This window comes from Agrobacterium sp. ICMP 6402 (assembly GCF_009498615.1).
Lineage (GTDB): Bacteria > Pseudomonadota > Alphaproteobacteria > Rhizobiales > Rhizobiaceae > Agrobacterium > Agrobacterium burrii.
The window spans coordinates 103,416-128,805 of the sequence record NZ_QSNV01000010.1; the positions used below are offsets into that span (position 1 = coordinate 103,416).

Annotated in this window: 30 protein-coding genes; 12 read left to right on the plus strand and 18 right to left on the minus strand. The window is 60.6% G+C overall.

Going from position 1 to position 25,390, the window contains the following annotated elements:
• Window positions 1–8: 8 nt before the first annotated feature.
• The 6 genes from DXT96_RS21930 to DXT96_RS21955 all read right to left on the minus strand — a co-directional run bounded on the left by DXT96_RS21930 (window position 9) and on the right by DXT96_RS21955 (window position 5,975).
• Window positions 9–944 (minus strand): siderophore ABC transporter substrate-binding protein, encoded by a 936-nt coding sequence (locus DXT96_RS21930; protein ID WP_371418966.1) that lies wholly within the window; start codon window positions 942–944, stop codon window positions 9–11.
• Between the two features lie 262 nt (window positions 945–1,206).
• On the minus strand, window positions 1,207–1,467 hold the full coding sequence (locus DXT96_RS21935; RefSeq protein ID WP_153516467.1) for a hypothetical protein: 261 nt from the start codon (window positions 1,465–1,467) through the stop codon (window positions 1,207–1,209).
• A 130-nt stretch (window positions 1,468–1,597) separates the two neighbouring features.
• A complete protein-coding gene (locus DXT96_RS21940; protein WP_149899850.1) occupies window positions 1,598–3,115 on the minus strand; it encodes a tripartite tricarboxylate transporter permease in 1,518 nt (505 codons plus the stop codon).
• Window positions 3,116–3,221: 106 nt separating this feature from the next.
• Window positions 3,222–3,716, minus strand: coding sequence for a tripartite tricarboxylate transporter TctB family protein (locus DXT96_RS21945; protein WP_153516468.1), 495 nt, complete (start codon window positions 3,714–3,716; stop codon window positions 3,222–3,224).
• Entirely contained in the window at window positions 3,713–4,657 is a 945-nt protein-coding gene (locus DXT96_RS21950) for a tripartite tricarboxylate transporter substrate binding protein (protein ID WP_149899852.1), read from the minus strand. Before DXT96_RS21950 ends, DXT96_RS21945 begins: the two co-directional genes overlap by 4 nt.
• A 250-nt stretch (window positions 4,658–4,907) precedes the next feature.
• Window positions 4,908–5,975, minus strand: coding sequence for an ABC transporter substrate-binding protein (locus tag DXT96_RS21955; RefSeq protein ID WP_246670627.1), 1,068 nt, complete (start codon window positions 5,973–5,975; stop codon window positions 4,908–4,910).
• An 81-nt stretch (window positions 5,976–6,056) separates the two neighbouring features.
• Here DXT96_RS21955 and DXT96_RS21960 point away from each other — a divergent pair, with 81 nt between their 5' ends.
• A complete protein-coding gene (locus DXT96_RS21960; RefSeq protein WP_010972345.1) occupies window positions 6,057–6,737 on the plus strand; it encodes a response regulator transcription factor in 681 nt (226 codons plus the stop codon).
• Window positions 6,734–8,128: a sensor histidine kinase gene (locus DXT96_RS21965; protein WP_153516469.1), complete on the plus strand. Its 1,395-nt coding sequence runs from the start codon at window positions 6,734–6,736 to the stop codon at window positions 8,126–8,128. The genes DXT96_RS21960 and DXT96_RS21965 overlap by 4 nt, the downstream gene beginning before the upstream one ends.
• Before the next feature lie 12 nt (window positions 8,129–8,140).
• Here the strand turns inward: DXT96_RS21965 and DXT96_RS21970 are convergent, their stop codons facing one another.
• The 9 genes from DXT96_RS21970 to DXT96_RS22010 all read right to left on the minus strand — a co-directional run bounded on the left by DXT96_RS21970 (window position 8,141) and on the right by DXT96_RS22010 (window position 13,139).
• Window positions 8,141–8,446, minus strand: a complete 306-nt coding sequence (locus DXT96_RS21970) for an addiction module antidote protein (protein WP_149899855.1) — start codon at window positions 8,444–8,446, stop codon at window positions 8,141–8,143.
• Between the two features lie 4 nt (window positions 8,447–8,450).
• A complete protein-coding gene (locus DXT96_RS21975) occupies window positions 8,451–8,747 on the minus strand; it encodes a type II toxin-antitoxin system RelE/ParE family toxin (protein WP_149899856.1) in 297 nt (98 codons plus the stop codon).
• Between the two features lie 45 nt (window positions 8,748–8,792).
• Window positions 8,793–9,677 (minus strand): formyltetrahydrofolate deformylase, encoded by an 885-nt coding sequence (purU, locus tag DXT96_RS21980; RefSeq protein ID WP_149899857.1) that lies wholly within the window; start codon window positions 9,675–9,677, stop codon window positions 8,793–8,795.
• A 205-nt stretch (window positions 9,678–9,882) separates the two neighbouring features.
• Complete coding sequence (locus DXT96_RS21985; RefSeq protein ID WP_153516470.1) at window positions 9,883–10,659, minus strand: YbaY family lipoprotein; 777 nt, start codon at window positions 10,657–10,659, stop codon at window positions 9,883–9,885.
• Between the two features lie 83 nt (window positions 10,660–10,742).
• Entirely contained in the window at window positions 10,743–10,985 is a 243-nt protein-coding gene (locus DXT96_RS21990; RefSeq protein ID WP_371418967.1) for a helix-turn-helix domain-containing protein, read from the minus strand.
• A gap of 9 nt (window positions 10,986–10,994) precedes the next feature.
• On the minus strand, window positions 10,995–11,534 hold the full coding sequence (locus tag DXT96_RS21995; protein ID WP_153516471.1) for a DUF2975 domain-containing protein: 540 nt from the start codon (window positions 11,532–11,534) through the stop codon (window positions 10,995–10,997).
• A 141-nt stretch (window positions 11,535–11,675) separates the two neighbouring features.
• Window positions 11,676–12,062 carry a hypothetical protein gene (locus DXT96_RS22000; RefSeq protein ID WP_246670628.1) on the minus strand — a complete coding sequence of 129 codons (387 nt, stop codon included), beginning with the start codon at window positions 12,060–12,062 and terminating at the stop codon, window positions 11,676–11,678.
• A gap of 194 nt (window positions 12,063–12,256) precedes the next feature.
• On the minus strand, window positions 12,257–12,781 hold the full coding sequence (gene hutX / locus DXT96_RS22005) for a heme utilization cystosolic carrier protein HutX (RefSeq protein WP_153516472.1): 525 nt from the start codon (window positions 12,779–12,781) through the stop codon (window positions 12,257–12,259).
• A gap of 10 nt (window positions 12,782–12,791) precedes the next feature.
• Entirely contained in the window at window positions 12,792–13,139 is a 348-nt protein-coding gene (locus DXT96_RS22010; protein ID WP_149899862.1) for an antibiotic biosynthesis monooxygenase, read from the minus strand.
• A 196-nt stretch (window positions 13,140–13,335) separates the two neighbouring features.
• Between DXT96_RS22010 and DXT96_RS22015 the strand changes: the two genes are divergently transcribed.
• Genes DXT96_RS22015 through DXT96_RS22025 form a run of 3 tightly spaced genes read left to right on the plus strand, consistent with a single transcriptional unit; the run spans window position 13,336 to window position 16,093 of the window.
• Window positions 13,336–14,229 (plus strand): hemin ABC transporter substrate-binding protein, encoded by an 894-nt coding sequence (locus tag DXT96_RS22015; RefSeq protein WP_153516473.1) that lies wholly within the window; start codon window positions 13,336–13,338, stop codon window positions 14,227–14,229.
• The gene (locus DXT96_RS22020) at window positions 14,226–15,314 is read left to right on the plus strand and encodes a FecCD family ABC transporter permease (protein WP_371418968.1); all 1,089 of its coding nucleotides are present in this window, start codon (window positions 14,226–14,228) and stop codon (window positions 15,312–15,314) included. The genes DXT96_RS22015 and DXT96_RS22020 overlap by 4 nt, the downstream gene beginning before the upstream one ends.
• A complete protein-coding gene (locus DXT96_RS22025) occupies window positions 15,311–16,093 on the plus strand; it encodes a heme ABC transporter ATP-binding protein (RefSeq protein ID WP_153516474.1) in 783 nt (260 codons plus the stop codon). Before DXT96_RS22020 ends, DXT96_RS22025 begins: the two co-directional genes overlap by 4 nt.
• 11 nt (window positions 16,094–16,104) lie before the next feature.
• Here DXT96_RS22025 and DXT96_RS22030 read toward each other — a convergent pair whose 3' ends face one another.
• The gene (locus DXT96_RS22030; RefSeq protein ID WP_153516475.1) at window positions 16,105–16,461 is read right to left on the minus strand and encodes a YbaN family protein; all 357 of its coding nucleotides are present in this window, start codon (window positions 16,459–16,461) and stop codon (window positions 16,105–16,107) included.
• Window positions 16,462–16,713: 252 nt separating this feature from the next.
• Here DXT96_RS22030 and DXT96_RS22035 point away from each other — a divergent pair, with 252 nt between their 5' ends.
• The 5 genes from DXT96_RS22035 (at window position 16,714) to DXT96_RS22055 (ending at window position 20,979) form a co-directional block, all read left to right on the plus strand.
• Window positions 16,714–17,109 (plus strand): VOC family protein, encoded by a 396-nt coding sequence (locus tag DXT96_RS22035; protein ID WP_153516476.1) that lies wholly within the window; start codon window positions 16,714–16,716, stop codon window positions 17,107–17,109.
• A 30-nt stretch (window positions 17,110–17,139) separates the two neighbouring features.
• On the plus strand, window positions 17,140–17,853 hold the full coding sequence (ung, locus tag DXT96_RS22040) for a uracil-DNA glycosylase (RefSeq protein WP_153516477.1): 714 nt from the start codon (window positions 17,140–17,142) through the stop codon (window positions 17,851–17,853).
• A gap of 70 nt (window positions 17,854–17,923) precedes the next feature.
• Complete coding sequence (locus DXT96_RS22045; protein ID WP_153516478.1) at window positions 17,924–19,000, plus strand: siderophore-interacting protein; 1,077 nt, start codon at window positions 17,924–17,926, stop codon at window positions 18,998–19,000.
• Window positions 19,001–19,164: 164 nt separating this feature from the next.
• A complete protein-coding gene (locus tag DXT96_RS22050) occupies window positions 19,165–20,109 on the plus strand; it encodes a VOC family protein (protein WP_153516479.1) in 945 nt (314 codons plus the stop codon).
• 255 nt (window positions 20,110–20,364) lie between these two features.
• On the plus strand, window positions 20,365–20,979 hold the full coding sequence (locus DXT96_RS22055) for an alpha/beta hydrolase (protein WP_153516480.1): 615 nt from the start codon (window positions 20,365–20,367) through the stop codon (window positions 20,977–20,979).
• 73 nt (window positions 20,980–21,052) lie between these two features.
• Here DXT96_RS22055 and DXT96_RS22060 read toward each other — a convergent pair whose 3' ends face one another.
• Window positions 21,053–21,637: a hypothetical protein gene (locus tag DXT96_RS22060; protein ID WP_153516481.1), complete on the minus strand. Its 585-nt coding sequence runs from the start codon at window positions 21,635–21,637 to the stop codon at window positions 21,053–21,055.
• A gap of 671 nt (window positions 21,638–22,308) precedes the next feature.
• Here DXT96_RS22060 and DXT96_RS22065 point away from each other — a divergent pair.
• Window positions 22,309–22,842 (plus strand): transglutaminase-like cysteine peptidase, encoded by a 534-nt coding sequence (locus DXT96_RS22065; protein WP_149899872.1) that lies wholly within the window; start codon window positions 22,309–22,311, stop codon window positions 22,840–22,842.
• A 54-nt stretch (window positions 22,843–22,896) separates the two neighbouring features.
• Here the strand turns inward: DXT96_RS22065 and DXT96_RS22070 are convergent, their stop codons facing one another.
• A complete protein-coding gene (locus DXT96_RS22070) occupies window positions 22,897–23,784 on the minus strand; it encodes a DMT family transporter (protein ID WP_371418969.1) in 888 nt (295 codons plus the stop codon).
• A gap of 241 nt (window positions 23,785–24,025) precedes the next feature.
• Here DXT96_RS22070 and DXT96_RS22075 point away from each other — a divergent pair, with 241 nt between their 5' ends.
• On the plus strand, window positions 24,026–25,324 hold the full coding sequence (locus tag DXT96_RS22075) for an adenylosuccinate synthase (RefSeq protein WP_153516482.1): 1,299 nt from the start codon (window positions 24,026–24,028) through the stop codon (window positions 25,322–25,324).
• The last annotated feature ends 66 nt before the right edge of the window (window positions 25,325–25,390 follow it).

Sequence of the window (25,390 nt, forward strand, 5' to 3'; positions counted from 1 at the left end):
GGCAGGGGTTACTTCTTCTCGGATACGGCCTTGTAGACCTGATCGAGCAGGGTATTGAGCGCCGTATAACCGCTGCTGACGATATAGGCCGCCTGCGGATCGAGATAGACGATCTGCTTTTTCTTCCAGGCGTTGGTCTGGTGGATCAGTTCGTTATCCAGCACCTGTACGGCGGCCTTGCCGGGGTCCGTGGCGCGGCCGACGCCGGCATCACGGTCGATCACGAACAGCCATTCGGGATTGACCTCGGCCAGATATTCGAAGGATACGACGTCTCCGCGGTCGAAGCGGTCATCGATGTCGGCGGCGACCGGCTTGAAGCCGATTTCGGTGTGCAGCCAGCCAGTGCGCGAGCTTGGGCCATACACGCCGACCTTGCCGGCATTGGTCAGGAGGATCATCGCCGTGCCGGAATTCGGGGCGATTTCTTTCAGCCTGGCGACTTTTTCGTCGAGGGCGGCGTCGAGCTTCTTCGCTTCTTCCTGCTTGCCGAAGATATCGCCGAGCTTGGTGATATTGCCTTTGACGCTGTTGATGAATTCCTTGGAATCGATCGACATGTCGATGGCGGGTGTGATCTTCGCGACATCGGGATATTTCGCCCGCGAACGGCCGCCGACGATGACGAGATCGGCTTCAGCCGCATTGATTGCCTCGTAATCGGGCTCAAACAGCGTGCCGACCTTCAGATATTTGCCGTCGGCATATTTCTGCAGATAGGCCGGCAGGTTGGAGCCGACGACACCGGCGGGTTCGACACCCAGCGCATCGAGATTGTCGAGCGAGGGAATATCCAGAACCAGAACCTTCTTCGGCGCGGCTTTCAGGACGGTCTCGCCCTGTGCGTGCTTGATCGTCATTTCCTGCGCGCCCGCAGTCATCGCGCCAAGGCTGAAGGCCGCTGCCGCCAGCAGCCGAACGGGGAAGGTGAAGTTGATGGCCACGAATATGTCCCTTGCAATATGGTTCCGGACCGGCGGAAAGCTTTCCGTCGGCTTAACTTGATGTTCGCTATCAGCTTTATTGGCAAGGTGGGCGGAAATCAAAAATATGTTTTAGAACGGTTCTGAATTGCGGTGAGCGGGAAATGTATGAGCGGGAGAGCATGGCTTGCAATCTCTCCGAACGTCATGCTCGGCACAAGGCCGAGGATGACGGAAGCACCGTTTTCGCACGCGTCGCTAACCCGGTCTGTGTCCGTACGCCTCAATCCTGCGGCCAGTCTCCGACGATTTCCCGTCTCTCAAGCTTCAGCGACCGGTCGGGCTGTACGCGATAGGTTTCAATCGCAAACCGTCCGTCGTCCATGACGAATTCGTTGCTGAGGGTGCTGCCGATGGGGGATTTGGTTAGTTTGGTGCGAGGCTGTCCGCCATAGGTGATGCTGCCGGGGATGGGTTCTACGTCGGGGGCGGCGGTGGAGCAGCCGGCAAGGGCCAGAACCATCATGATCGCGATCGTGCGCATGTTTTTCTCCCAGGTTTGGATAGCGATCATATCACGGCCGCGACTGTGTCAAACACCCCCGTGGCCGTGAATAAAAAAAGCCCCGTATCCGAAGATACGGGGCCAGTTGCCTTGGGAGGCTCTTGGTTTCTCAGTCCTCGTTGGCGGCAAGCTGCGACAGCACCTCGCCACGGCCACGGATGCGCATGATCAGCGGGATGATGAAGGCGGCTGCCGCGACAGCGAACAGGCCGACGGCGATGGGTGAGGTGAGCAGCACCGTCGGGTCGCCCTGGCCGATGGCGAGTGCGCGGCGAAGCTGCTGTTCGGCAAGCGGGCCGAGGATCAGGCCGACGACAGCAGGGGCAATCGGATAACCGAAGATGCGCATGACGTAGCCGAGGATGCCGAAAGCGAGCAGCATGCCGAGTTCGAACACCGACGGGTTGGCGCCGATGGTGCCGAGCGTGGCGAACAGCAGGATGCCGGCATAAAGCCAGGGCTTCGGAATGGTCAGCAGCTTCACCCACAGGCCGACGAGCGGCAGGTTGAGGACCAGAAGCATCAGATTGGCGATGAACAGGCTGGCGATCAGGCCCCAGACGAGCTGCGGATTGGTGGCGAACAGCAGCGGGCCGGGCTGCAGGCCGAACTGCTGGAAACCGGCAAGCATGATGGCGGCGGTTGCCGTCGTCGGCAGGCCGAGTGTCAGGAGCGGCACGAGCGTACCGGCAGCGGACGCATTGTTGGCGGCTTCCGGGCCGGCAACACCTTCAATGGCGCCGTTGCCGAATTCTTCCGGATATTTGGTCAGCTTCTTTTCGGTGGCATAGGAAAGGAAAGTGCCAATTTCAGCGCCGCCTGCAGGCATCGCGCCGATGGGGAAGCCGATCAACGTGCCGCGCAGCCAGGGTTTCCACGAGCGCGCCCAGTCCTGTGCACTCATCCAGACCGAACCCTTGACGGCCTCGACCTTTTCGTCGCCGCTATTGCCCTGTGCGACGATGAACAGCGTTTCGCCGATGGCGAACATGGCCACCGCAAGCGTCGTCACTTCCACGCCGTCGAGCAGGTCTGGAATGCCGAAGCTCATGCGGGTCTGGCCGGTCAGCTGGTCGATGCCGACAATGGCAAGCGCAAAACCGATGAACAGCGATGTGAGACCGCGCAGTGCCGAATCCCCGAAAGCGGAGGAAACGGTGACGAAGGCGAGCACCATCAGCGCGAAATATTCGCGCGGGCCGAAGACCAGCGCCAGTTTGACGATGTAGGGTGCCACGAAGGCAAGCGCGATGGTGGCGATGAGGCCGGCAACGAAGGAGCCGATGGCGGCGGTGGCCAATGCCGGGCCGCCACGGCCCGCACGGGCCATCTTGTTGCCTTCGAGCGCGGTGACGATCGAGGCGCTTTCGCCCGGCGTGTTGAGCAGGATCGAGGTGGTCGATCCGCCATACATGCCGCCATAATAGATGCCGGCGAACATGATGAGCGAACCGGCGGGATCAAGCCGGTAGGTGACGGGCAGAAGCAGCGCGACCGTCAAAGCCGGCCCGATGCCGGGCAGAACGCCGACGGCGGTTCCGAGCGTGACGCCGATCAGCGCATAGAGCAGGTTCATGGGTTGGGCGGCAACCTCAAGACCGTGCAGAAGGAATTCAAAGGTACTCATGGACAGATGTCCCCCAAGTCGAGCAGAAGGGCGGGCGGAATGGCTGGCTTTCGCGTCATCGCGTGCCGGCGGTTTCCTGTGATCCCGAATTTGGCCGAAATGGCTGTTAGAAGAACAGCCGTTCCAGAGGCCCGGCGGGCAGCGAAAGCTGCAACAACCGTGCAAAAACGACCCAGATGGCAAAACTCAGCACGATACCGACCGGGATCGAGAACCAGAGCTTGCGTTTGCCGAAGGCGCGCGCCGTGAAGGCAAACAGCAGACCCGTGGCAATGGAGAAGCCGGCTACATTAAGCAGCAGCATCTGCGCGGCGAGACCGGCAATGACCCAGACGACTGGAGCGATTTCCTGCCTGTCCCGTTCGGGAAAATCACCGCGCCAGGCCTCGATGGCTGTCCAGAGCGCCAGGCCGACAAGACAGAAGCCGATGGCGTAAGGCACGGTTGCCGGACCAACCGGCGAATAACCGGTGACGCTGGCAAGACGGGCGCTGTCCCAGAAGATCACGCAGGCGATGAGGACGAGGAAGACGGCGATCGCCAGCGCCGCCCAATCAGGGCGGCGCTTTTGATGTTGTGAAGGGTTGGAACCCTGGCTCATTTTACCAGTCCGATGTCTTTGAGGATCGTTTCGGTGGCGGCGGTGTCCTTGGCAAGCTGTGCCTTGAACTCGTCGCCGGAAAGGTAGGTGTCCATCCAGCTCTTGGTCTTCAGGGTTTCCTGCCACTTGGCGGATTTCGCCAGCTTCTCGATATCGGCGCTGACGGCCTTTTCCTGTTCCGGCGTCAGGCCGGGAGCAGCGGCGATCATGCGCCAGTTCTGGACGACGACATCAAGGCCGCTTTCCTTCAGCGTCGGTGCGTCAACGCCTTCCAGCTTCTCTTCGCTGGAAACAGCGAGCAGACGCAGCGTGCCCGCCTTGACCTGGCTTTCGAATTCGCCGTAGCTCGAAATACCGGCTGTGACCTGCGAGCCGAGGATCGAGGCAAGCGCTTCGCCGCCGCCGGAATAAGCGATGTAGTTGATCTTGGTCGGATCGACGCCGGCCGCCTTGGCGATCAGGCCAACGGCGATATGGTCGGTGCCGCCGGCAGAGCCGCCGCCCCAGGACACGCTGCCCGGGTCTTTCTTCAGCTGGTCGACGAGGTCGCCGATGGTCTTCAGCGGCGAAGAAGCCGGAACGACGATGGCTTCATATTCGCCGGTCAGACGGGCGATGGGCGTCACTTCATTGAGGGTGACGGGCGCCTTGTTGGTGAGGATCGCGCCGACCATCACGTAACCGCCGACGATGAGGGCGTTCGGGTTGCCCTTCTGCTGGCTGGCGAACTGCGCAAGACCGATGGTGCCGCCGGCGCCCGGTACGTTCTGCACCTGAACGCTCTTGGAAATGCCTTCTTCCTGCAGCACGGTCTGCAGGGAACGCGCGGTCTGGTCCCAGCCGCCGCCGGGGTTAGCCGGGGCAATGATGGTGTAGTCCGCTGCAACCGCCGGAAGCGCGATCACGCCCGCCAGAAATGTGCCGATAAGAAAATGTTTCACTTAGAAAACCCTCCTCAGGATGCCCTTTTGGGCGTCGTTTTTCGTTTATGCGGAAGGGGAATCAAGGCGCATTCGTGCCGGCGCTGAGAACTCAGCGTGGGCCATGGCAATCCTAAAGATTTCCTCCCGCATCTTCTTCCGCCTCCACGGAATGAAGAAGAATTGCAGAGCACCATAAAAAGCTGTCATCTAACTGACGCTACGCAAGTCCTTGCGCATTTACTCTCTATTAATTTCTGCCGGGCGTCCACTATTGCGAGCGCAGCGCCTCGTTCCAGCGCTCGATCAGCCGGCTGCGCTTGACCTGGTCCAGGTAGACCATCAGGCCGGGACTGACGGGGACGGGGCGCAATTGCGCGCCGTGGATGGCCTGCATGGTGTTGGCGGTGTTTTCGCCAGCCACTTCCGGGCTGACGGCCGGAATCTGCAATTGCCGGGCCATGATCGTCTGGCCTTCCTTGGACATGAAGAATTCCAGATAACGGCGGCCGAGTTCGGGATTGGCGGCGGCCTCCGGCACCAGCCCGATGCGCGACATGACGACGGTATAATCCTTGGGCAGAACGATGCCGACATCGGGGTGGCGCGAGGCCCAGTCGGCGGCGTAGGAGCCGAGAATATTGTAGCCCAGCACGAAACGCCCATCGGAAACGCGCTCCAGAATGGCCGAGGAGGTGGAATAGACCTTCACGCCCGCCGCCCCCATGGCCTTTATGACGCTCCATATATCGCCGAACTGCTCCTGATCCCTTGACATGAACAGGAAGCCGACGCCGGAGCGTTCAATATCATAGGTGGCGATGCGGCCATGCACCTCTTTTGCGTGGCGTTCGAGATAATTCACGAATTCGGCGCGGGTGGAGGGTGGTTTTTCGGTGGTGAAACTCGGCTTGTGATAGACGAAGACCGCTGGCTCGAAGGTCAGCGCATAGGCGGTGTTGCGCCAGTTGGCCCAGGCGGGCCAGCGGGCGCTCATGGCGAGATCCGAGCGTTGTGCATAACCGTCATTGCTCAGTTTTACCTGCAGATCCATGGCGGAGGAAAAGGCGAAATCGGCGGTCTCTTTGCCCGCATCGGTTTCCTTGACGATGCGGTCGTAGATTTCGCCCGTCAGCATATCCTCGTAATGGACGGCGATATCGGGATTGGCCTTCTGGAAACCCTCGATCATCGGCGTTGCCAAAGGTTCATCCAGAGAGGAATAAACCACCAGCGTTTGCGCATCCGCCTTGCCTGATGGGGCCGGAAATACGGCAACCTGCGCAAGCGCGGGCGAGGCCATGCAAAGACAGAGGCAAAGAAGAAGACAGATACGCATGGAAAAGATCATGCCGCAGGTGCTTGCCATTCACAAGCGGTAAGGGCTTGGTTAAACTCGGCAATGCTGCAGGAGGAAGATTTGCGTATTTTGCTGGTCGAGGACAATCAGGTGCTGTCGGAAGGGTTGTCAGCACTGCTGCGCGGCAGCGGCTATGCGGTGGACGTGGTTTCCGATGGCGCTTCCGCCGATGCGGCGATTGCGGCCGAAAGTTTCGATCTGGTCATTCTCGATCTCAACCTGCCGGAAATGGACGGCATCGAGGTGCTGCGCTCCATGCGTTCGCGCCAGGACAAGGCGGCGGTGCTGATCCTGACAGCACGCGGCACGCCGGAAGAAAAGGTCAAGGGGCTGGATCTGGGTGCTGACGACTACATGATCAAGCCGTTCGATATTACCGAATTCGAGGCGCGGGTGCGGGTGCTGCTGCGCCGCAATGCCGGCCTGCGCTCCTCCGCGCTGAGTTTCGGCAAGGTGCTGTTCGATCTGACATCGCGCACCTTTTCGGCCGATGGGCGTCCGCTCGATATTCCGGCACGCGAGGTGGCGCTGCTGGAAGTGCTGTTCATGCGGGCAGGCAAGGTGGTCGCCAAGGAGGCGATCGTGCAGTCGCTGACCGGCTTCGACGACGATATTTCCGCCAATGCCATCGAGCAATATGTCAGCCGCCTGCGCAAGCGGCTTGCTCCCCACGGGCTGACGGTGAAGACGGCGCGCGGCATCGGTTATTATCTGGAAAAGTTGCCGGAGATGGCTGAATGAGACAGGCCGCCTATTCGCTCAGGCGGCGACTTTTAGGCTGGCTTCTCATCTCCACCGCCATCATCGGCTGCATTGCGCTCACCGATACCTGGCGCGAGGCGGTCAACACCGCCAATGTCGTCTCCGACCGGGTGCTGTCCGGTTCGGCGCTCGCCATTGCGGAGCGGGTGGTGGTGGCCGAGGATGGTTCGCTGGAAGTGGACATTCCCTATGTGGCGCTGGAAATGCTGACATCGGCAGCGCAGGACCGGGTGTTTTATCGCGTCGACGGGCCGAACGGACAATTCCTCACCGGTTACCAGAACCTGCCGACGGTGGAAAACCCGGCCGGCGATACGCCCGCTTACAGGGACGCCGTGTTCCGCGATGAGCCGATCCGCATCGCCGCCATCCGCCGGTTTGCTTCCACCGGCATCAATTCCGTGCCCTTTTCCGTCACGGTCGCCGAAACCACGATTGCCCGCAGCCAGCTGGCGCAAGCGATCATCCTGCGTTCGGCGCTGCGCCTGCTTTTGATGATCGTGGGGGCGGCGATCATCGTCTGGATCGCGGTGACGATTTCTCTCAGGCCGCTTTACCGGCTCAGCGAAGCCATTGCCGAGCGCAGCCCCAACGACCTGCATCCCATCCGCCAATCCGTGCCGGTGGAGGTGGAAAATCTGGTGGAAACCGTCAATTCCTTCATGGTGCGGCTGCAATCGGCGCTGGATGCGCTCCGGCATTTCACCGGCAATGCCAGCCACCAGCTGCGCACGCCGCTCGCCATCATCAGCACCCAGCTGGCGCTTTCCGCCCGCGCGGGAAGTCTTGAGGAAGCCCAGGCGGCGGCGCTGAAGGGCGGCGCGTCAGTGGCGCATGCCGAACATATCCTTGCCCAGCTTCTGCGCATGGCCAATATCGACGCCGCCGGCTCCAGCGAAAAACACGATTTTTCCGCGATAGACCTCGTGGCCGTTGCGCAGAACGTAACCGCCGATTTCGTGCCGCGCGCGGCCGATGCCGGTATCGATCTCGGTTTCGAAGGCGAGGGTGAGGCGTTCATTCGCGCCGAGCCGCTCCTCATCGGTGAGCTGATCGGCAATCTCGTCGGCAATGCCCTCAACTATGCCGGCCGCGGCGCGGAAGTCACCGTCCGTGTCGGCGAGCAGGCGGGCGCCGTCTGGCTGGAAGTGGAAGATAATGGCCCCGGCATTCCACCGGAAAAACGCGCGATAGTGCGCCAGCGCTTCGCCCGCGGCGAAGCCAACGCCGCCCCCGGAGCCGGTCTCGGCCTTGCGATCATAGAGGAGATCGCCGGGCTGTTCGGCGGGCGGTTGGTGCTGGAGGATGGTGCGGACGGGCGCGGGTTGAGGGCGCGAGTGGTGTTTGGTGGAACGGAGAAGGCATCGTAGGGTGCGGGCTTGTCAGGCGGCTGTATCCGCGGATGATTTCGCTACCAGGGAAAGTCTGTAGCCTAAGGCATCGGCCACCTTGGCAATCGTTGCCAGTTCAGGATTTCCTTCACCGCTGAGCGCCTTGTACAAAGTCTGACGGGGAAGGCCGGTCTGTCTCGAAAGATCAGTCATGCCCTTGGCCCGCGCCACGACGCCGAGAGCGTGGGCAAGCTCCTGTGCGTCGCCGCTCTCAGTGGCGTCTGCTATGTAAGCGGCAAGTGCTTCGTCACTATCAAGATAGCGGGCAGCATCGTAGTCGCGTGTCACAAGTGGCATGGTCTCATTCCTTGAGCGCTCGGGCCAGTTTCTTGGCTTTGGCAATGTCGCGGGACTGGGATGCCTTGTCGCCACCGCACAGCAATATGATCACGACATCGCCGTTCCGGATGAAATAGACCCGATATCCGGGTCCAAGATCGATCCTGAGCTCACTGACGCCTTCGCCGACCGGCTTTACGTCTCCGGGATTGCCATCTGCCAGCCTGTAAATGCGCCGTGCAATGCGGGCACGCGCCTGCAGATCGCGCAGACCCGCCAGCCAATCGGCAAACTCGCTTGTTTCCCGGATCGTGAGCATGGCCAAATGTAAACTATGGTTGTCATTCCGTCAATGACGGACGCATCAACCCATCCGCTCCGAAGCATAACTTCCCGGGCTTGGCGGGAAGACCACGGTGCGGTTGCCGTTGATGAAGGTGCGGTGGTGGATATGGGCGTGGATGGCGCGGGCGAGCACCTGGCTTTCCACATCGCGGCCGAGCGAGACATAGTCTTCGGCCGATTGCGCGTGGGTGACGCGCACGGTGTCCTGCTCGATGATCGGGCCTTCGTCGAGATCGGCGGTAACGTAATGGGCCGTTGCGCCGATCAGCTTCACGCCGCGCTCATAGGCCTGCTTGTAAGGGTTTGCGCCCTTGAAGGAGGGGAGGAAGGAGTGGTGGATGTTGATGATTTTACCCGACATCTTGCGGCACAGGTCATCGGAGAGAACCTGCATGTAACGGGCGAGCACGACGAGTTCCGTGCCGCTGGTCTCGACCAGGTCCATAAGCTGGGCTTCGGCCTTCGGTTTGTTCTCCTTCGTCACCTTGATGTGGTGGAAGGGAATGTCGTGGTTGACCACCACTTTCTGATAATCGAAATGGTTGGAGACGACGCCGACAATGTCGATGGGCAGCGCGCCGATCTTCCAGCGGTAGAGAAGGTCGTTGAGGCAATGGCCGAAACGCGACACCATCAGCATCGCTTTCATGCGCTGGCCATCGGGATAGATATCCGACGCCATGCCGAATTTTTTCGCAACCGGCTGAAAGCCTTCGGTGATGGCCTCAAGAGACGCGCCCTCTTCGGAAATGAAGGAGACGCGCATGAAAAATTTGCCGGTTTCCAGATCGTCGAACTGCGAACTGTCGACGATGTTGCAGCCTTTTTCCGCCAGATAACCGGAAATCGCGGCGACGATGCCGCGGGTCGATTTGCAGGCTACGGTCAGAACATAGGATGTCATGCGTTTTCCCTCAAAGACGTCGCGCCGGCATGAACCGGCGCGGTTTGGCGCGTTCCATAGCGCAGCTTGGCGGCAGAGCAAAGCGCCAAGACGAACGCAGCCAAAGTCATAAAACGGGAAAGGCACCCGCGCCGTACCGGAAGCGACATGGAATGTTCCACGGCCAGCACGGCGGCGGGCGCTTGCGACAGGGTGGTTACCGGCTTCAGGCGCGGCGCAGGCGCATGGCCGGGCGGCCGCGGCCGTCCATCAGCTCCAGCGTGCCGCGGCGCGGCTCCAGCCGGAAGGTGCGCGCGCCCTCCAGCGCTTCGATGAACTGCCGTTCCTGACGCATGATATCCGGGGCGCAGGCCATCTGGGTGGAAATCATCCGGCCGAAATCGACGCGGTTGCGGCTGATTTTCACTTCGCCGCCGATGCCGTTGCAGCCGACATTGGCTGACACGCGGCCCTCGCGGGAAATTTCCAGTGTCGCCTCACGGCGGCCGCGAACCCGCTCGCCACGGATGTCCTGCACCAGCCAGCGCCCGTCGATACCGGCTTCCGGCTCCGGCCTGCCCGGATTTGCCCCAACGCGTTCCAGCACGAGATCGGTATTGTCACGGCCGCCGGTCAGCACGGAATAACGGCGGGTGGTGGTGAAAAGCAGCCGGTCGCGGTCACGGATTTCGGCGCTCAGCGCATAGGAGCGGCGGTCGCGGATATCGCGGTCGTCATACCGCAGCACGAAGAGCACCGGCACCTGTCCGCGCGGGCGGACGGTGGTTTCGGCAATCGTCTGCGATGGCGCATCCGCCAGCGAAACGTCGATCAGGCGCACGGTCACGGTCACGCCCGGCGGCAGAGCGATGCGCTCACGATAGGAAACGCTGCCGCGCAGGCTTGCCGGTGCGGCCGCCGCGCTGCCCGCCGCAAAAAGCGGGGCGAGCGCGAGAAGCCCGGCAAAACTGCGGCGCGAAAGAAGAGGCTGGCGGTCGTTCATGGTGCTTGCTCCGTTCGAATTTCAGCGGATGATAGAAAACGGCACTGAACGGGCGATGAACCAAAGGTGTCTGTTCGCGCGCTTCAGGCTTCGTCCTCGGTATCTTCCGCCAGAGCAAGAGCGTCCCGCCTGTATTCGAGAAGGTCGCCGGGCTGGCAATCCAGCGCGTGGCAAATGTTTTCCAGGGTCTCGAAGCGCACGCCTTTTGCTCTGCCGGATTTCAGGATCGACAGGTTCTGTTCCGTGATGCCGATACGGGCTGCGAGTTCCTTCGAGCGCATCTTCCGTTTTGCAAGCATGACATCCAGATTGACGATAATCGGCACGGGCGTTTCCTAGATGAATTCACGGTTTTCGTCAGCGATGCGCGCCGCTTCTCCAAGCACCCAGCCCACCACAATCAGCAGACCGCCGGCAAAGCCCGCAAGCATTTGCGTGCTCTCGAAAGAAAAGGAGATGCTCGGAACCGGATTGCCCATCGTCAGGAGGAAGGACACCAACCCGGTCATGATGATCTGCGCCGGCAGGAGTGCTGTGAGGGTAACCCCGATATGGATCAGTCTCTTGCCCGAGGCCTGCGTGAATATCTCGCCTCTTTCGAAGAGGCGGAAAAGATGGGTGGCGAACCACAGGCCCCCGAGTGCTGCCAGAAGCGGCAGAAGCCCGATGACGAAACCGGAAAAGCGAACGAAGTCCGTCAGCAGATAAGGGGTGGCGGGCGGCAGGATCTGCTTTTCGATCACCTCCCGCAGGCTTTCCGCATCCGTCCACATGGCGGCATAGCTGGCGATGAGGAGGCTCGCGAGAAGGAAGGCGAGGCATATCAGCATACGGCTGACACGCGCTATGCGGTGGCTGGCGGAGGGGTCGGTCATCAGGTGATCCCGTGGTTCCTGTTCCTCCAATTCATGTAGGGCGATAAATTTATAACGTCAATCGAGGTCGCACCCTGCGCCGAAATCCTGTTACGCATGCTGGAGGGTTGCACCCTCTCCCGCCAGCATGCTTGGTTAGGCCTATCGAGCTTGCATGTCGATATTGGTGATCTGGCCCCGGCCGTTGAGGCTGAGCGACCAGAGCATCTGGCCCTTTTCGAAGGTAACCTTGAATTTATGGAGATCGCCCGCTTCGGTCGTCTCTTTTCCAAGGTATTGCACAGCCATCACTTTGCCACGGCGTTTCAGGTCTCCGGAAACCGCGCCCGCATTGGCCCTGACGTCGGCGACGATATCGTCTTCGAAGCGCGAAAGGTTGAGGCTGCCGCTACGCGCTTCTTCAAGAACGGTCCGCAAGGTGCGTTCCGCCGCAGCGGGGTCCTGACCACCCGCTGCCTGGGCGGGAACCAACAAAATGCAGGCTTGCAGCAGGGCGCTCGCCACAGCGATGGCAAGTAATTTCTTCATTATCGAAATTCCTTTGTACAAATGACGACCGGCTCGGCCGACGACGGCCAATCTCGATCAGGAATATCGATTTTGCAATATTTTTTATTGTAAAACGATAATTAATTGTTCTATGTCATTGTTTCGTTCGTTGCTGATCACCGACGGACCGCGAGAGAGGCCACCCCGTTTACCGTGGCGGCCTCCCAGAAGCCTCAGTCGCGAAAACCGTCCCGCAGCGTTTCGAACTTCGCCAGCTGCTCGGCCCGCAATTCCTTGTTTTCGTCGCGGCGGACGAAAATCTTGAACATGGCGCTGCCGGCGGCATTCATGAACCAGACGGAACAGGAGCGGCGGCCGTGAAAACCGCGATCGACGAAGGTGATCGTGGCGCAATTGTCCTTCTTGATGTGACCACCGATCGGGCTGTCGCCGTGGATGTTGAACCAGCCATGGCTTTCCGTGCCTTCCGGCAGGTGGCCGGGCACTTCGAACACGATATCGCCGGTCTGCACGATCATCAGGACTTCGCCCCAGCCGCGCATCTCGTTCCAGATCGCGTCGAACTGATCCGCGGCAGCGGAAACGGCCGCACCTTGCGGCAGGATCGCCAGAATTTCGGCCGGCGTCACCTCGGCCTTGGCGGCGATGGCTTCGACGATGCCGTCAGGCTTTTCGGCAAGGGCGGCGATGGCGCGGGCCTGCCTGTCGTCGTCGGTCTTTTGGGCTGCAATGCTCATCGGGCGGGTCTCAGGCGGCAATCGAACGGCGTTCGCCATTCTTGTCTTCATGGATGATGACGTCGAAACCTTCGAAATGCGGGCCGGAAAGATATTCGACCTTGCCGCGGTTTTCGCCGGCCTTGGCGTGGGCAGCGCGGAATTGTTCGGACTTCGTCCAGGCAAGGAAATCGTCCTTGGTGGCCCAGAGCGTGTGCGAGGCATAAAGCGTGTGGTCGTCCGCCTTCGGGCCTTTCAGCATGTGGAATTCGATATAGCCCGGCAATTCGCTGAGGTGTGATTTGCGCTCGCGCCAGATGGATTCGAAGGTTTCTTCGTAACCCGGTACGACGCGAAAACGGTTCATTGCGATAAACATGGAATTCTCCCTTTAAGTTTCCTGTTTCAGTCAGGATATCCAGCCGCGGCGACGTTGGGAAGAGGCTCACGACAAAGCGAACAAAATTACTCCACTTATTGATTGCGCGGCTCATAAACATGTGCAAATAACTCAAGTTAAATGGTGCGGGCAAAGCCGCGCCCGCCCGTGTTTGGTCGTGTTTCAGGATAACGCCATGTTGAATTTTCGCCTTCGCCCGCTTGTTTTCGCCGCACTTGTGCCCGCCGCAATCGCCTTTGCCGCGCCGGCTGCCACGGCTTCGGACAAGGGTAATCCGGAGGCGAAACGTATTGTCGCGGTGGGCGGAACGGTGACGGAAATCCTCTATGCGCTGGGTGCGCAGGACCGTATCGTGGCGCGCGACAGCACCAGCAGCTATCCGGCTGATGCGCTCTCCAAGCCTGACATCGGCTATATGCGGGCGCTGTCGTCGGAAGGCATTCTGTCGCAGAAACCGGATCTCATCCTCTCCGAAGACGGCTCCGGTCCGGCGGATGTCGTTGCTATTCTCAAGGCAAGCGCGGTGCCTTTCGTCACCGTCGATACGCCGCCAAGCGGCGATGCGATACCGAAGAAGATCGAGGATATCGGCGCGGCTGTGGGGCTTTCTGACAAGGCTAAGGCGCTGGCGGCGGAGACCAGGGCCGGACTGGATGCGCTTGCCAAGGATGTTTCGACTGTCCCTGAAAAGAACAGGAAGCGCGTTCTTTTCGTGCTCTCCAGCGCCGGCGGCCGCGTCATGGCGGCGGGCAAGGATACGGAAGCTGCGGCGATCATCGAAATGGCCGGCGGTATCAATGCCGCTCAGGAAATCAGCGGTTACAAGCCGCTGACGGATGAGGCGGTCATCGCCGCCGCACCCGATGTCGTGCTGACGATGGCGCGCGGCGACCATGCCGGCAAGATGGCCGAGATTTTTGCGCTGCCCGCCTTCCAGTCCACGCCGGCCGCCGCTGAAAAGGCGCTGATCAGCATGGACGGGCTTTATCTCATCGGTTTTGGCCCGCGCACGCCTGCTGCCGGCCGTGAGCTGGCAGCCAAGCTTTACCCGGAGACGGTAAAGCCGTGAGCCTTGCTGCCTTGAGTTCCGCTGAGGACAGGGTTGCCGGCGACAGATCCCGGCAGGGGGTCGTCACGCTTGCCGTGCTTGTCGGCATCCTTCTGTTTGCCTGTGGTGTGTCGCTTGTCAGCGGCCCGACGGGCGTCGGCATTTCTGAACTCTTCGCTTATCTTACCGGCGGTGCGGCTGAGCTCGACGCCCGTGACAAAATCATTCTCGAAGCGGTGCGCCTGCCACGCACGGCGCTCGGCATGTTGATCGGCGCGGGGCTTGGCGTCTCCGGTGCGATGATGCAGGGCCTGTTCCGCAATCCGTTGGCCGATCCCGGCATTGTCGGCGTCACCTCGGGTGCCGCGCTCTTTGCAGTCGCGGCCATTTCTCTCGGGGAAGGTGCGCTTGCCACGGTCGCTGTGTTTTTCGGCCCGCATTTTCTGCCGCTGATGGCGTTTTTCGGTGGGCTCCTGAACACCTGGGTGCTTTATCTGATCGCTACGAAGGACGGCGCCACCTCCACCACCACGCTTATTCTGGCCGGTATTGCTGTTGCGGCAATCAGCGGCGCACTGACCGGGCTGATGATCTTCATGGCCGATGATCGGGCGTTGCGCGACATCACCTTCTGGTCGCTCGGTTCGCTCGGCGGGGCGACGCCCGCCAAGGTGCTCGCCACCTTGCCGTTCATCATCATCGTGCTTGCCATCATTCCCTTCGTCGCACGCGGGCTGGATGCGCTGATTCTGGGTGATGCGGCAGCCTTCCACATGGGCATTCCGGTGCAGCGGTTGAAGCGGATCGTCATTCTGGCGGTTGCCGCCGCCTGCGGGGCGAGTGTGGCGGCGGCTGGCTCCATCGGTTTTGTCGGCATCGTCGTGCCGCATCTGTTGCGGCTTGCCATTGGTCCTTCACATCGCTTCCTGCTGCCGGCCTCGGCGCTGGGTGGTGCCGCATTGCTGCTTTTGGCCGATAGTTTCGCCCGAACGGTGGCGGCACCGGCGGAATTGCCCATCGGCGTCGTCACGGCGCTGATCGGCGCACCGGTCTTCCTGTTTCTGCTGCTTGGGCGCGGCGGCTTTTCCATGCGGAACGCGTCATGATCCGGGCCGAAAACATCACCCTCATCCGCTCCGGTCGCCGCTTGCTGGACGACGTCAGCGTCGACCTGAAACCGGGCAAGGTCAATGTCATCATCGGCCCAAACGGTGCGGGTAAATCCACGCTGATGAAGGTTCTGTGCGGTGAGCTGCCTCCAGAGCATGGTTCGGTTACCTATAACGACATCGCCCTGCCGCTGTTCAAGCCGGTGCAGCTTGCCCGCCTGCGCGCGGTGCTGCCGCAGAATACCCAACTTGCCTTTCCTTTCACCGCGTTTGAAATCGTGCGCATGGGGGCGGTGGCGCAAGGCTCGCGTGCACCGGATGAACAGGCCCGCCGGGCGCTTGCCAAGGCCGGCTTGAGGGGTTTCGAGCAGCGCTCCTACAACATGCTGTCGGGCGGTGAACAGCAGCGGGTGCAATTTGCACGCGCCTTGGCACAGGTGCCTTTTCCGGTGGAAAACGGCGAGGTGCGGGCGCTGTTTCTCGATGAGCCGACGGCAAGTCTCGATATCGGCCACCAGATCGCAGTCCTGGAAACGGCCCGCGATTTCGCAGCCGGTGGCGGTCTGGTGCTGGCCATCCTGCATGATCTCAACCTGGCGGCGGAATTTGCCGATCAACTTATCGTCATGCATGGCGGTCAGGTGACGGCGAGCGGTCCCTCGCTCGACACGATCAGCGATGAGACGATTGCAAGGGTCTATGGTATTGGCGGCGTCGTCAGCCGGTTGCCGGCGCGGCATATTCCTTACGTTCTGCCGCAGTCGCGGCATCGCTAGGAGAAAACCGCTCAGCTTTCCGGGCGGGTGGCGATGAAGAGCGCCGAACCGAGCATGACGGCACCGACGATCACCGCGCGCAGAAGCGGCGGGTCGCTGAAGAACCAGAAAACGGCGAAACTTGCCGTCATGGCCGAAAGCGCGGCGATCTTTGCCTTGCGGGCAATTGCGCCGCGTTCGCGCCAACGCCGAAGCGAAGGGCCGAATCTGGGGTGGCTGAGAAGCCATGCCTCGAGCCTGGGTGAAGAGCGGGAAAAACACCAGAGCGCCAGAAGCAGAAACGGCGTGGTGGGCAAAACGGGGAGAAACGCGCCGACAATGCCGGTCGCGACCATAAGCCAGCCAAGACAGAGGTACAGAAGGCGCATGGCTATGCCGGTATCATGACTTATCTACTCATGATAGAGCGGGTGTGAGAAAACCGCGAGCCTTGTTGCCGCAGGCCCTCGCCAGACCGGGAAAACCGGCGGTTTTTGCCATCACATTTGGCGTGATCGAACCGTTACGCGCCGTCGCAGGTCGCCTTTAGGGTTGAAAGCGCGACGCTCAGTCTTTATCCCCTTGGGCCGCGATGTCCGGAGCATAACCGGACCACCACGGGTTAAGAAGAAGGAAACACCATGGCCAAGCTGATCCACTCGATGGTCCGGGTGCTGGACGAAAAGCGTTCGGTGGAATTTTACAAACAGGCTTTCGGGCTTGAGATTGCGGAACGCGCCGAGTTCGAGAATTTCACGCTGATTTATTTCAGCAATGCCGAGGGCGATTTCGAGCTGGAGCTGACCGTCAACCGGGCGCGCGAAGTGCCCTATGCGCTGGGTGATGGTTACGGCCATCTCGCCGTCAGCGTTGCCGATGTGGATGCGGAGCATCAGCGCTTCACCGAGATCGGCCTGTCTCCCGGCAAGATCATCGAGGCTGAACACAAGGGCCAGCCTTTCGCGAAATACTTTTTCATCTGCGACCCGGATGGTTACAAGATCGAGGTATTGCAGCGCGGCAACCGGTTCAAATAGGTTAGAGGAAAGATCATGGGAGAGGCGGGCATGGCAGAGGCAGGCGTCAAACTTGAGGATAGCTGGAAACGCGTTCTTTCCGCCGAATTCGCCAGCCCCTACATGCTCAAGTTGAAAGACTTCCTGCTTGCCGAAAAAACCGCCGGCAAGCGTATCTTTCCCAAGGGCGCCGAGTATTTCCGGGCGCTGGATCTGACGCCGCTCGATGAGGTCAAGGTCGTCATTCTGGGGCAGGACCCCTATCACGGGCTGGGCCAGGCGCATGGCCTGTGTTTTTCAGTCCAGCCCGGCGTGCGCATTCCGCCTTCGCTCGTCAATATCTACAAGGAATTGCAGGCCGATCTCGGTATTCGCCCGGTCGGGCACGGTTTTCTGGAAAGCTGGGCGAAACAGGGCGTGCTTCTGCTTAACAGCGTGCTGACGGTGGAAGAATCCCGCGCCGCCTCGCATCAGGGGCAGGGCTGGGAGAAATTCACCGACGCCGTCATCCGCGCCGTCAATGACGAATGCGACCATGTGGTGTTCCTGCTCTGGGGTTCCTATGCCCAGAAAAAGGCGGCCTTCGTGGACCAGAAAAAACATCTGGTGCTGCGCTCGCCGCACCCTTCGCCGCTTTCGGCCCATAACGGCTTTTTCGGCAATGGCCATTTTTCCAAGGCGAATGCCTTTCTCGTCTCCCACGGTCGCCAGCCGATCGACTGGCAATTGCCGGAAACGGCGGGAAGCGATAAAAACCTTCTTTAGATACTCATAAATACCTTTACGCTTTGCGGTTGTCGGGATTAAAGATAACCGGACTACAAAGTGAAGGATTATGCCCGTGTCTCTCCTGTCTGCAGAAACCTCCGTCTCGCTGCCCGATCCGCTGTCGATCGTTGACGCTTTCCAAGATCATTTTTCCGAGCATATGGAGATGGAGCGAGAGGGGCCGACGGTGCGCTTCAAGACCGAATATGGCCATGGCAGCTTTAGTGCCGAAGGTGGCCGGTTTGCCGCGCGGGTCAGTTGCATTTCCGAACATATACTGATGTCGGTGAAGGCCATGGTGGCCGAGCATATTGTCGAGTTTTCCGGCGAAACGGGGCTGGATTTCCGCTGGAGCGGCCATGGGGCCTATCAGCGTGAATTGCCCAATCTCTTCATCGGCAAGGTTGCCCGCGCCTATAACCTCACGCCGCATATGCGCCGGCTGGTGGTATCGGTTGAAAGCGGCATCGAAAGACTTGTGACCGGCGGCATGCATGTGCGCCTGCTTCTGGTGCCCGATCAGGCCCGCGCGCCGGTCTGGCCTTATCTCGCACCCACAGGCGCCATCGTCTGGCCGGCCGGCGACGATCTTCTGATGCGGCGCGTTTATACCATCCGTTCCGGCGATATTGGTCGTGGCGAGGTGGATATCGATTTCGTCATGCATGAGGGTGATGACATGCCGGGCGCAACCTTCGGCGCGACGGCAAAGCCGGGCGATGTTCTCGGCATCATCGGCCCGAGCGGCACTTGCCCGGAAGCGGAGCGTTACGTCTTTGCCGGTGACGAAACCGCGCTGCCGGTGATGCTGCGCATGGCAGCCGAAATGCCTGTTGGCAAGACGCTCAGCGTCTACGCCGAAATTGACGACGAGGCCGAGCGGCAGGAGATTGTCTGCGCCGCCAATGTTGAATGGACATGGCTTTATCGTCGCGGCAAGCCTGCCGGCACCTCCGGCCTCATCGAAAAGGCGCTGCGCGAGCATGCCTGGAGTGCGGACCACGAGGGCCTGCATGTCTTCGTCGCCTGCGAAAAATCCGAGGCGAGGGCGGCCAAATCCTTCCTGACCGACGAGATCGCCTTCCCCAAGGCGTCGCTGCGCGCTGTCGGTTACTGGACGATGGGCGCTGCCGACGATCATTGAGGTTGCCTTGGACGGCTGATTGAACAGTCAATTTTATTGTTCACTGATCGGGAACAATCCGTTCCTGTTGTTCGATCTATCCCCGGCGCGTCCCTTGCCCCATCTTTACGCCATGAACAGGGCAGGCCCGATTGCGAGGCCTGCCAGGCGAAAAGGGGTTTATCATGCTCAACCAGATCAAGGGCCTACACCACGTCACGTCAATGGCGGCCAGTGCGCGCCAGAACAATGGCTTTTTCACCGATACGCTCGGCCTGCGCCGGGTGAAGAAGACCGTCAATTTCGACGCGCCTGACGTCTATCACCTCTATTATGGCGATGAGCTCGGCACGCCCGGCTCCGTCATGACCTATTTCCCATTCCCGCATATTGCCCGTGGCCGTCCCGGCACCGGCGAAGTGGGCTCGACGCTGTTTTCCGTTCCGGAAGGCTCGCTCGGCTACTGGCAGGAGCGTCTTTCGAAGGCCGGCGTGGATGGCCTGAAGGCCGATGAAGCCTTCGGCAATAAACGTCTGCATTTTGCCGGACCTGACGGAGACGGTTTTGCGCTGGTCGAGATTAAGGATGATGCCCGCGCACAATGGACCGGCAATGGCGTTGGTGAAGATCAGGCGATCCACGGTTTTCAGGGTGCCTCCTTGCGTCTTCGCGATGAAGGGGCGACTGCCGAGTTGTTGAAATTCATGGGATATCAGGAAGTGGACCGTCAAGACGGCGTGCTGCGTCTGGGCATTCCGGGCGGCAATGGTGCTGATGTCATCGACATCGAAACCATGCCGAATATCTCCGGCGCACGGCTGGGCGCAGGGTCGGTGCACCACATCGCCTTCGCGGTTGAAAACCGGGCGACGCAGCTGGAAGTGCGCAAGGCGCTGATGGATACGGGTTATCAGGTGACGCCTGTCATCGACCGCGATTATTTCTGGGCGATCTATTTCCGCACCCCCGGCGGCGTGCTGTTTGAGGTGGCCACCAACGAACCCGGTTTCGACCGTGACGAGGACACCGCCCATCTCGGCGAGGCGCTGAAGCTGCCGAGCCAGCATGCGCATCTGCGCGCCCAGCTGGAAAAGCAGCTGGAGCCGCTGGGTGATGAGAAGGCGGTTTAATCCCCTCGATTGCGTTTGCCAGGACGTTGCCGCGTCTTTCTTCTCCCCGAGGGGGAGAAGGTGGCCCGAAGGGTCGGATGAGGGGGCAACGCCAGCGATAGATCGAGAGCTTGCCCCCTCATCCCGCTGCCGCGACCTTCTCCCCGGCGGGGAGAAGAAACAAGCGGCGCTCGCTCCCTCAACATGATTGCTCCGCCTGGCTGAAAAAAGCCGCGGGGTATCGCTGAACCTCTTCCTTCCAGAAAGGATTATCCCATGACCAAGGACACCTATTTCCACAAATCCCGCGCTGGTGCGGCCAGCGCGCCGCTTTTCCTCGTGCTCCATGGCACGGGCGGCGATGAGAACCAGTTCTTTGATTTCGGAGCACGGCTGTTGCCGCAGGCCACCGTCCTCTCACCCGTCGGCGATGTGTCCGAACATGGCGCGGCGCGTTTCTTCCGGCGCACGGGAGAGGGCGTTTACGACATGGCCGATCTTGCCCGCGCAACGGTGAAGATGGCCGATTTCGTCAAGGCGAACCGTGCGCATTACCAGTCCGGGCCAATCATCGGTCTCGGCTTTTCCAACGGCGCGAATATTCTCGCCAATGTGCTGATCGAACAGCCCGAGCTTTTCGATGCCGCAGTGCTGATGCATCCGCTGATCCCGTTCGAGCCGAAGATCTCCCCAGCCAAATCGTCACGCCGGGTGCTGATCACGGCGGGAGAGCGCGATCCGATCTGCCCGGTGCCGCTGACGACAGCGCTGGAACGGAGCCTTCAGGCGCAGGGTGGAACCGTGGAAACGCTATGGCATCCGGGCGGGCATGAAATCCGCTCGAGCGAGATCGATGCAGTGCGGGAATTTCTGGCGGTTTACGGGGAGTAACACTTGCACTATCGGCGTTCTACGCCGGGTGGGGGCTTCGGCTCCACATCAGCGAGCCTCTTCCCGCCCAACCTCAGCGATACCCGCATTGCTGCAACTGCGCCTCGTAACGCAGCGCCATGTTGGCGGAGCGGCGGGCGGCCTTCTGGACGGCGGAATTGTTGCGCCAGCTGCCCTTGGCGTAACCGGCATGGCCGGAATAATAGGCGAGGTAGAGATTATAGGGGTCGTTCAGCGAAATGCCGTTTTCGCGGCGGCTTTTGGCGTGATACCAGCCGACGAAGTGGATGGCATCGGTGAAATCGGTGCGGCTTGCTCCCCGGCGGCCGGTTTCACGCTGGTAGACACTCCATGTGCCATCCAGCGCCTGGGCATAACCATAAGCGCTGGACTGGCGCGTCCAGGGAATGAAGCCCAGGAGCTTGGTGCGCGGCGGCCGCGCATAGGGGCGGAAGGCGGATTCGGTATAGATCGTCGCCATCATCACAGGCACCGGCACGCCGAACTCCCGTTCAGCCGCTTTCGCATCACGTCGCCAGTTGTTGAAGATGCCGTTTCGCTGCTCGAAAATCGCACAGGCATTGGTGACCTGCGACGGTGCGGTGGCGCAGCCGGCAAGAACGAGCATCAGAAAAACTACGGCCAATACGCCACGCATAACGGAACCCTTTCGTTCCGCTATTCTTAAATTGCTAACCATTAACGTCGGGTTTTAAGACAAGGTTAATTCAAATGCCGCCGATCAAGAGCCTGTTAACCCGCTGAAAATTCCTGTGTCCGGGATGGGGCGAAAGCGTGTGCTCAGCTTCGCCTGCGCGCCTTTTTTCAAGACATTCATCCCCGCGCATTCCCGGCCCGGTCTGCCCCGCTATAATCGCCGCATCCGGTCATCGAGCGTGCGCGCGGCGCAAGATGGGCGGGGCAGGCGGCCAAAACCGGGGAATTTCCCGATGTCACGGTTGAGGCGGCCGGCATATGTCCATCCTCCAAACAGGAACCGGTTTGGCGGGCGGCGTATATGTTGAGACCGGGGCCGCATCGCCTGCAAACCCTCAACCATCCGTTCAATACCCCGCAGCGATGCGGCCCATTTATCGCCTCTCAACACTGCTTCCGAATTGGGGCGGTGATATCGGCGCATATTTGAATAAAAAGCGATCGCTGTACAAAAATGAAAACCGATAAAATTGTAGCAATCGGCTTAAAGCGGTCGAAAACAGTCGTGTGCCATTGTGGGATCACAGACGGAGAGCGCCTTTGAAAAGAGACGCTTCCAAAAACAGAAATCGAGACCGGCACAAGTCGGCGGATCGCCAAACGGGGTGTGAAATGTTGAAGAAGATTATTGCTGCTGCCATCTGCGGAATTGTCGTTGCTTCCATGTCCACCCATGCCGATGCGGCGGGTGCTGCCGGTTTTGCCCGTGGTTTTGCCGCCGTCGAAAAGAGTGCGGTAACGCAGATCGGTGTTTCGGCTCCCGGCGGTTTCGATGGCTGCGTTCTTGCCGCCGGCCAGTGTGTTTCGACGATTGCTGCGCCGCTCAACGGCGAGCGCCGTGATGAGCTGCTGCGCGTCAACCGCGATGTGAACGCCACCATGGGCGCGCTCGATGATTATTTTTCCGGCCTCGCAACCGATGTCCCGGCAACGCCTTCGTTAAGCCTTGGGGATTGTGGTGATTGCGCCGCCATCAAGCGCACGGCCCTTGCCGGTGCCGGCTGGTCTTCGAGCGCACTGCGCCTTGCCTTTTCGCTGAACAATGACGGATCGCTCGAAAAAGTGCTGATCGTTACCACCGACAAGGGCGACATTGTTCTCGGCAATGCCCACTTCTCTCCTGCTGAGCGCGAAACCGCGCTTTAAGCCCATCTTTTCATGCCTGCCAGACTGCGCCGGTTTCTCCTGATCCTGTTTAGATCAGGGAGCCGGCGATTTTTTTCGTTCGGCCACGGCAATGCCGGCCAGCGCCATGACGAGTGCTGCGATCTGGTAGGTGTGCAGGGTTTCGCTGAGGACGACAACTGACAGCAATGTCCCGAAGACCGGCACGAGGTTGATGAAGAGGCCGGCGCGGTTGGCGCCGATCTGTTCTACACCCTTGATGTACAGGATCTGCGCGATGAGTGACGCAAAAATGGCGGCATAGACCACCAGCACCCAGCCCTTCTGATCCGGCCAGACGACGCTGTCTCGCGATATTTCCCAGAAGACCAGCGGCACGGAGGTGAGCAGCGCGAAAAAGGCGGGTATGGCCATCAGCGTGCGCCAGTCGACGGTGGGTTTCCAGCGCAGGATAACGGTGTAGATGGCATAGACCAGCACGGCGAGCAGCATGATGGCGTCGCCCGCATTCATTTCCAGTTGCAGCAGCGAGACCGGATCGCCATGCGAGGCGAGCAGCGCCACGCCCGCAAGGGTGAGGCAGAAGCCGGCGATCTGGCCGAACAGCACGCGGGTGCGGAACAGGATGAAATTCAGCACGAAAATGACCATGGGAATACCGGCCTGGATGACGGCGGCATTGATGGCCGAGGTGTGCTGCAGGGCCGTGTAGAGAAACACGTTGAAGGCGGTGTAACCGACGCTGCCGAGCACGAAAAAATAGGGCAGGCGCTTTTTCACCACCGGCCAGTCCTTGATCAGCTGCGGCACGGAAATGGCGAAGATGATGGCGACGGCGAAGACCCAGCGCAGGAAGGTGAAGGCCATGGGGCTGATGTGGCCGACGGCCAGTTTGCCGGCAACGGTGTTGCCGCCCCAGCAGAGCGTGGCGATGATGAGGGCGATGTAGGCTTTGGAGGGCACGCTGATGTTTCGCTTCTTCACGGGGCGGGATAACGGCTAAGGGGTGAATGGCGGTCTTGCGCCCGCGCTTGCCCCCCACGGGGCGAGATAATGCGGGAAATCCGCGCCTTGTCACGGAAAAAGCAAAATTCTCCATAAGAAACAGGGTCGCTTTCCGTAAAACAACACAGTATACATTCGCGGGTTTGGGTTTCCCATCGGGTTATCGGGCGCGCAAGCGCCATGAGCAGGAAAGCAAGAAATGACGAATGTTGTGGTGGTCGGCTCGCAATGGGGCGACGAAGGCAAAGGCAAGATTGTCGACTGGCTGTCCGAGCGGGCAGATGTCGTCGTGCGGTATCAGGGCGGCCATAATGCCGGCCATACGCTTGTCATCGATGGCATCAGCTACAAGCTTTCGCTTCTGCCGTCCGGCGTCGTGCGTCCCGGCAAGCTCGCCGTCATCGGTAATGGCGTCGTGGTCGATCCGCATGCGCTGATCGCTGAAATCGGCCGTCTGGAAGTGCAGGGCGTCAAGGTCACGCCGGAAAACCTGCGCATTGCCGACAATGCCACCCTCATTCTTTCGCTGCACCGCGAACTGGACGGCATGCGTGAAGACGCCGCCTCCAACAGCGGCACCAAGATCGGCACCACCCGTCGCGGCATCGGCCCGGCTTACGAAGACAAGGTCGGCCGTCGCGCCATCCGCGTCATGGATCTGGCCGACATGGAGGCGCTTTCCGCCAAGGTCGATCGCATTCTCACGCATCACAACGCGCTTCGTCGCGGTTTCGGCGCTGCCGAAGTTGCGCATGAAACCATCATGGAAGAGCTTGGCTCGATTGCCGAGCGCATCCTGCCGTTCAGCGAAACCGTCTGGCTGCTGCTCGACAAGAAGCGCCGCGCCGGTGCGCGCATTCTGTTCGAAGGCGCTCAAGGGTCGCTGCTCGATATCGACCACGGCACATATCCTTATGTGACCTCGTCCAACACTGTTGCCGGCCAGGCCGCTGCCGGTTCGGGCATGGGTCCGGGTTCGCTGGGTTACATTCTCGGCATCACCAAGGCTTACACCACCCGCGTTGGCGAAGGCCCATTCCCGACCGAGCTGAATGACGAGATCGGCCAGTTCCTGGGCGAAAAGGGCCATGAATTCGGCACCGTCACCGGCCGCAAGCGCCGCTGCGGCTGGTTTGACGCAGCACTGGTGCGCCAGTCGGTCGCCACCAACGGCATTACCGGCATAGCGCTGACGAAGCTTGACGTGCTTGACGGTCTCGATGAGCTGAAAATCTGCGTCGGCTACAAGCTCGACGGGCAGGAAATCGACCATCTTCCGGCAAGCCAGGGCGCGCAGGCGCGGGTCGAGCCGATCTACATCACGCTGGAAGGCTGGAAAGAATCGACCGTCGGTGCCCGAAAATGGGCGGATTTGCCTGCTCAGGCAATCAAATATGTCCGTCAGGTCGAGGAATTGATCGGAGCGCCTGTCGCACTCCTGTCGACAAGTCCGGAGCGTGACGACACCATACTTGTGACTGATCCGTTTGAGGATTAATGTCCTCGGCGATCTAGATTCATAAACCATATCGGGCCGGTACGTCGCCGGCCGCGACGAGAAAGT

Bases quoted from the DNA above. Each gene is read 5' to 3' on its own strand.
- purU (WP_149899857.1), bottom strand. From the start codon at position 9,677: ATGACATCCTATGTTCTGACCGTAGCCTGCAAATCGACCCGCGGCATC.
- DXT96_RS22015 (WP_153516473.1), top strand. From the start codon at position 13,336: ATGTTGAATTTTCGCCTTCGCCCGCTTGTTTTCGCCGCACTTGTGCCC.
- DXT96_RS22030 (WP_153516475.1), bottom strand. From the start codon at position 16,461: ATGCGCCTTCTGTACCTCTGTCTTGGCTGGCTTATGGTCGCGACCGGC.
- DXT96_RS22065 (WP_149899872.1), top strand. From the start codon at position 22,309: ATGTTGAAGAAGATTATTGCTGCTGCCATCTGCGGAATTGTCGTTGCT.
- DXT96_RS22010 (WP_149899862.1), bottom strand. From the start codon at position 13,139: ATGTTTATCGCAATGAACCGTTTTCGCGTCGTACCGGGTTACGAAGAA.
- hutX (WP_153516472.1), bottom strand. From the start codon at position 12,781: ATGAGCATTGCAGCCCAAAAGACCGACGACGACAGGCAGGCCCGCGCC.
- ung (WP_153516477.1), top strand. From the start codon at position 17,140: ATGGCAGAGGCAGGCGTCAAACTTGAGGATAGCTGGAAACGCGTTCTT.
- DXT96_RS21985 (WP_153516470.1), bottom strand. From the start codon at position 10,659: ATGAACGACCGCCAGCCTCTTCTTTCGCGCCGCAGTTTTGCCGGGCTT.
- DXT96_RS22060 (WP_153516481.1), bottom strand. From the start codon at position 21,637: ATGCGTGGCGTATTGGCCGTAGTTTTTCTGATGCTCGTTCTTGCCGGC.
- DXT96_RS21935 (WP_153516467.1), bottom strand. From the start codon at position 1,467: ATGCGCACGATCGCGATCATGATGGTTCTGGCCCTTGCCGGCTGCTCC.
- DXT96_RS21995 (WP_153516471.1), bottom strand. From the start codon at position 11,534: ATGACCGACCCCTCCGCCAGCCACCGCATAGCGCGTGTCAGCCGTATG.
- DXT96_RS21945 (WP_153516468.1), bottom strand. From the start codon at position 3,716: ATGAGCCAGGGTTCCAACCCTTCACAACATCAAAAGCGCCGCCCTGAT.
- DXT96_RS21965 (WP_153516469.1), top strand. From the start codon at position 6,734: ATGAGACAGGCCGCCTATTCGCTCAGGCGGCGACTTTTAGGCTGGCTT.
- DXT96_RS22035 (WP_153516476.1), top strand. From the start codon at position 16,714: ATGGCCAAGCTGATCCACTCGATGGTCCGGGTGCTGGACGAAAAGCGT.
- DXT96_RS22045 (WP_153516478.1), top strand. From the start codon at position 17,924: ATGCCCGTGTCTCTCCTGTCTGCAGAAACCTCCGTCTCGCTGCCCGAT.
- DXT96_RS21970 (WP_149899855.1), bottom strand. From the start codon at position 8,446: ATGCCACTTGTGACACGCGACTACGATGCTGCCCGCTATCTTGATAGT.
- DXT96_RS22075 (WP_153516482.1), top strand. From the start codon at position 24,026: ATGACGAATGTTGTGGTGGTCGGCTCGCAATGGGGCGACGAAGGCAAA.
- DXT96_RS21940 (WP_149899850.1), bottom strand. From the start codon at position 3,115: ATGAGTACCTTTGAATTCCTTCTGCACGGTCTTGAGGTTGCCGCCCAA.
- DXT96_RS22050 (WP_153516479.1), top strand. From the start codon at position 19,165: ATGCTCAACCAGATCAAGGGCCTACACCACGTCACGTCAATGGCGGCC.
- DXT96_RS22055 (WP_153516480.1), top strand. From the start codon at position 20,365: ATGACCAAGGACACCTATTTCCACAAATCCCGCGCTGGTGCGGCCAGC.
- DXT96_RS21975 (WP_149899856.1), bottom strand. From the start codon at position 8,747: ATGCTCACGATCCGGGAAACAAGCGAGTTTGCCGATTGGCTGGCGGGT.
- DXT96_RS22000 (WP_246670628.1), bottom strand. From the start codon at position 12,062: ATGAAGAAATTACTTGCCATCGCTGTGGCGAGCGCCCTGCTGCAAGCC.
- DXT96_RS22025 (WP_153516474.1), top strand. From the start codon at position 15,311: ATGATCCGGGCCGAAAACATCACCCTCATCCGCTCCGGTCGCCGCTTG.
- DXT96_RS21955 (WP_246670627.1), bottom strand. From the start codon at position 5,975: ATGCGTATCTGTCTTCTTCTTTGCCTCTGTCTTTGCATGGCCTCGCCC.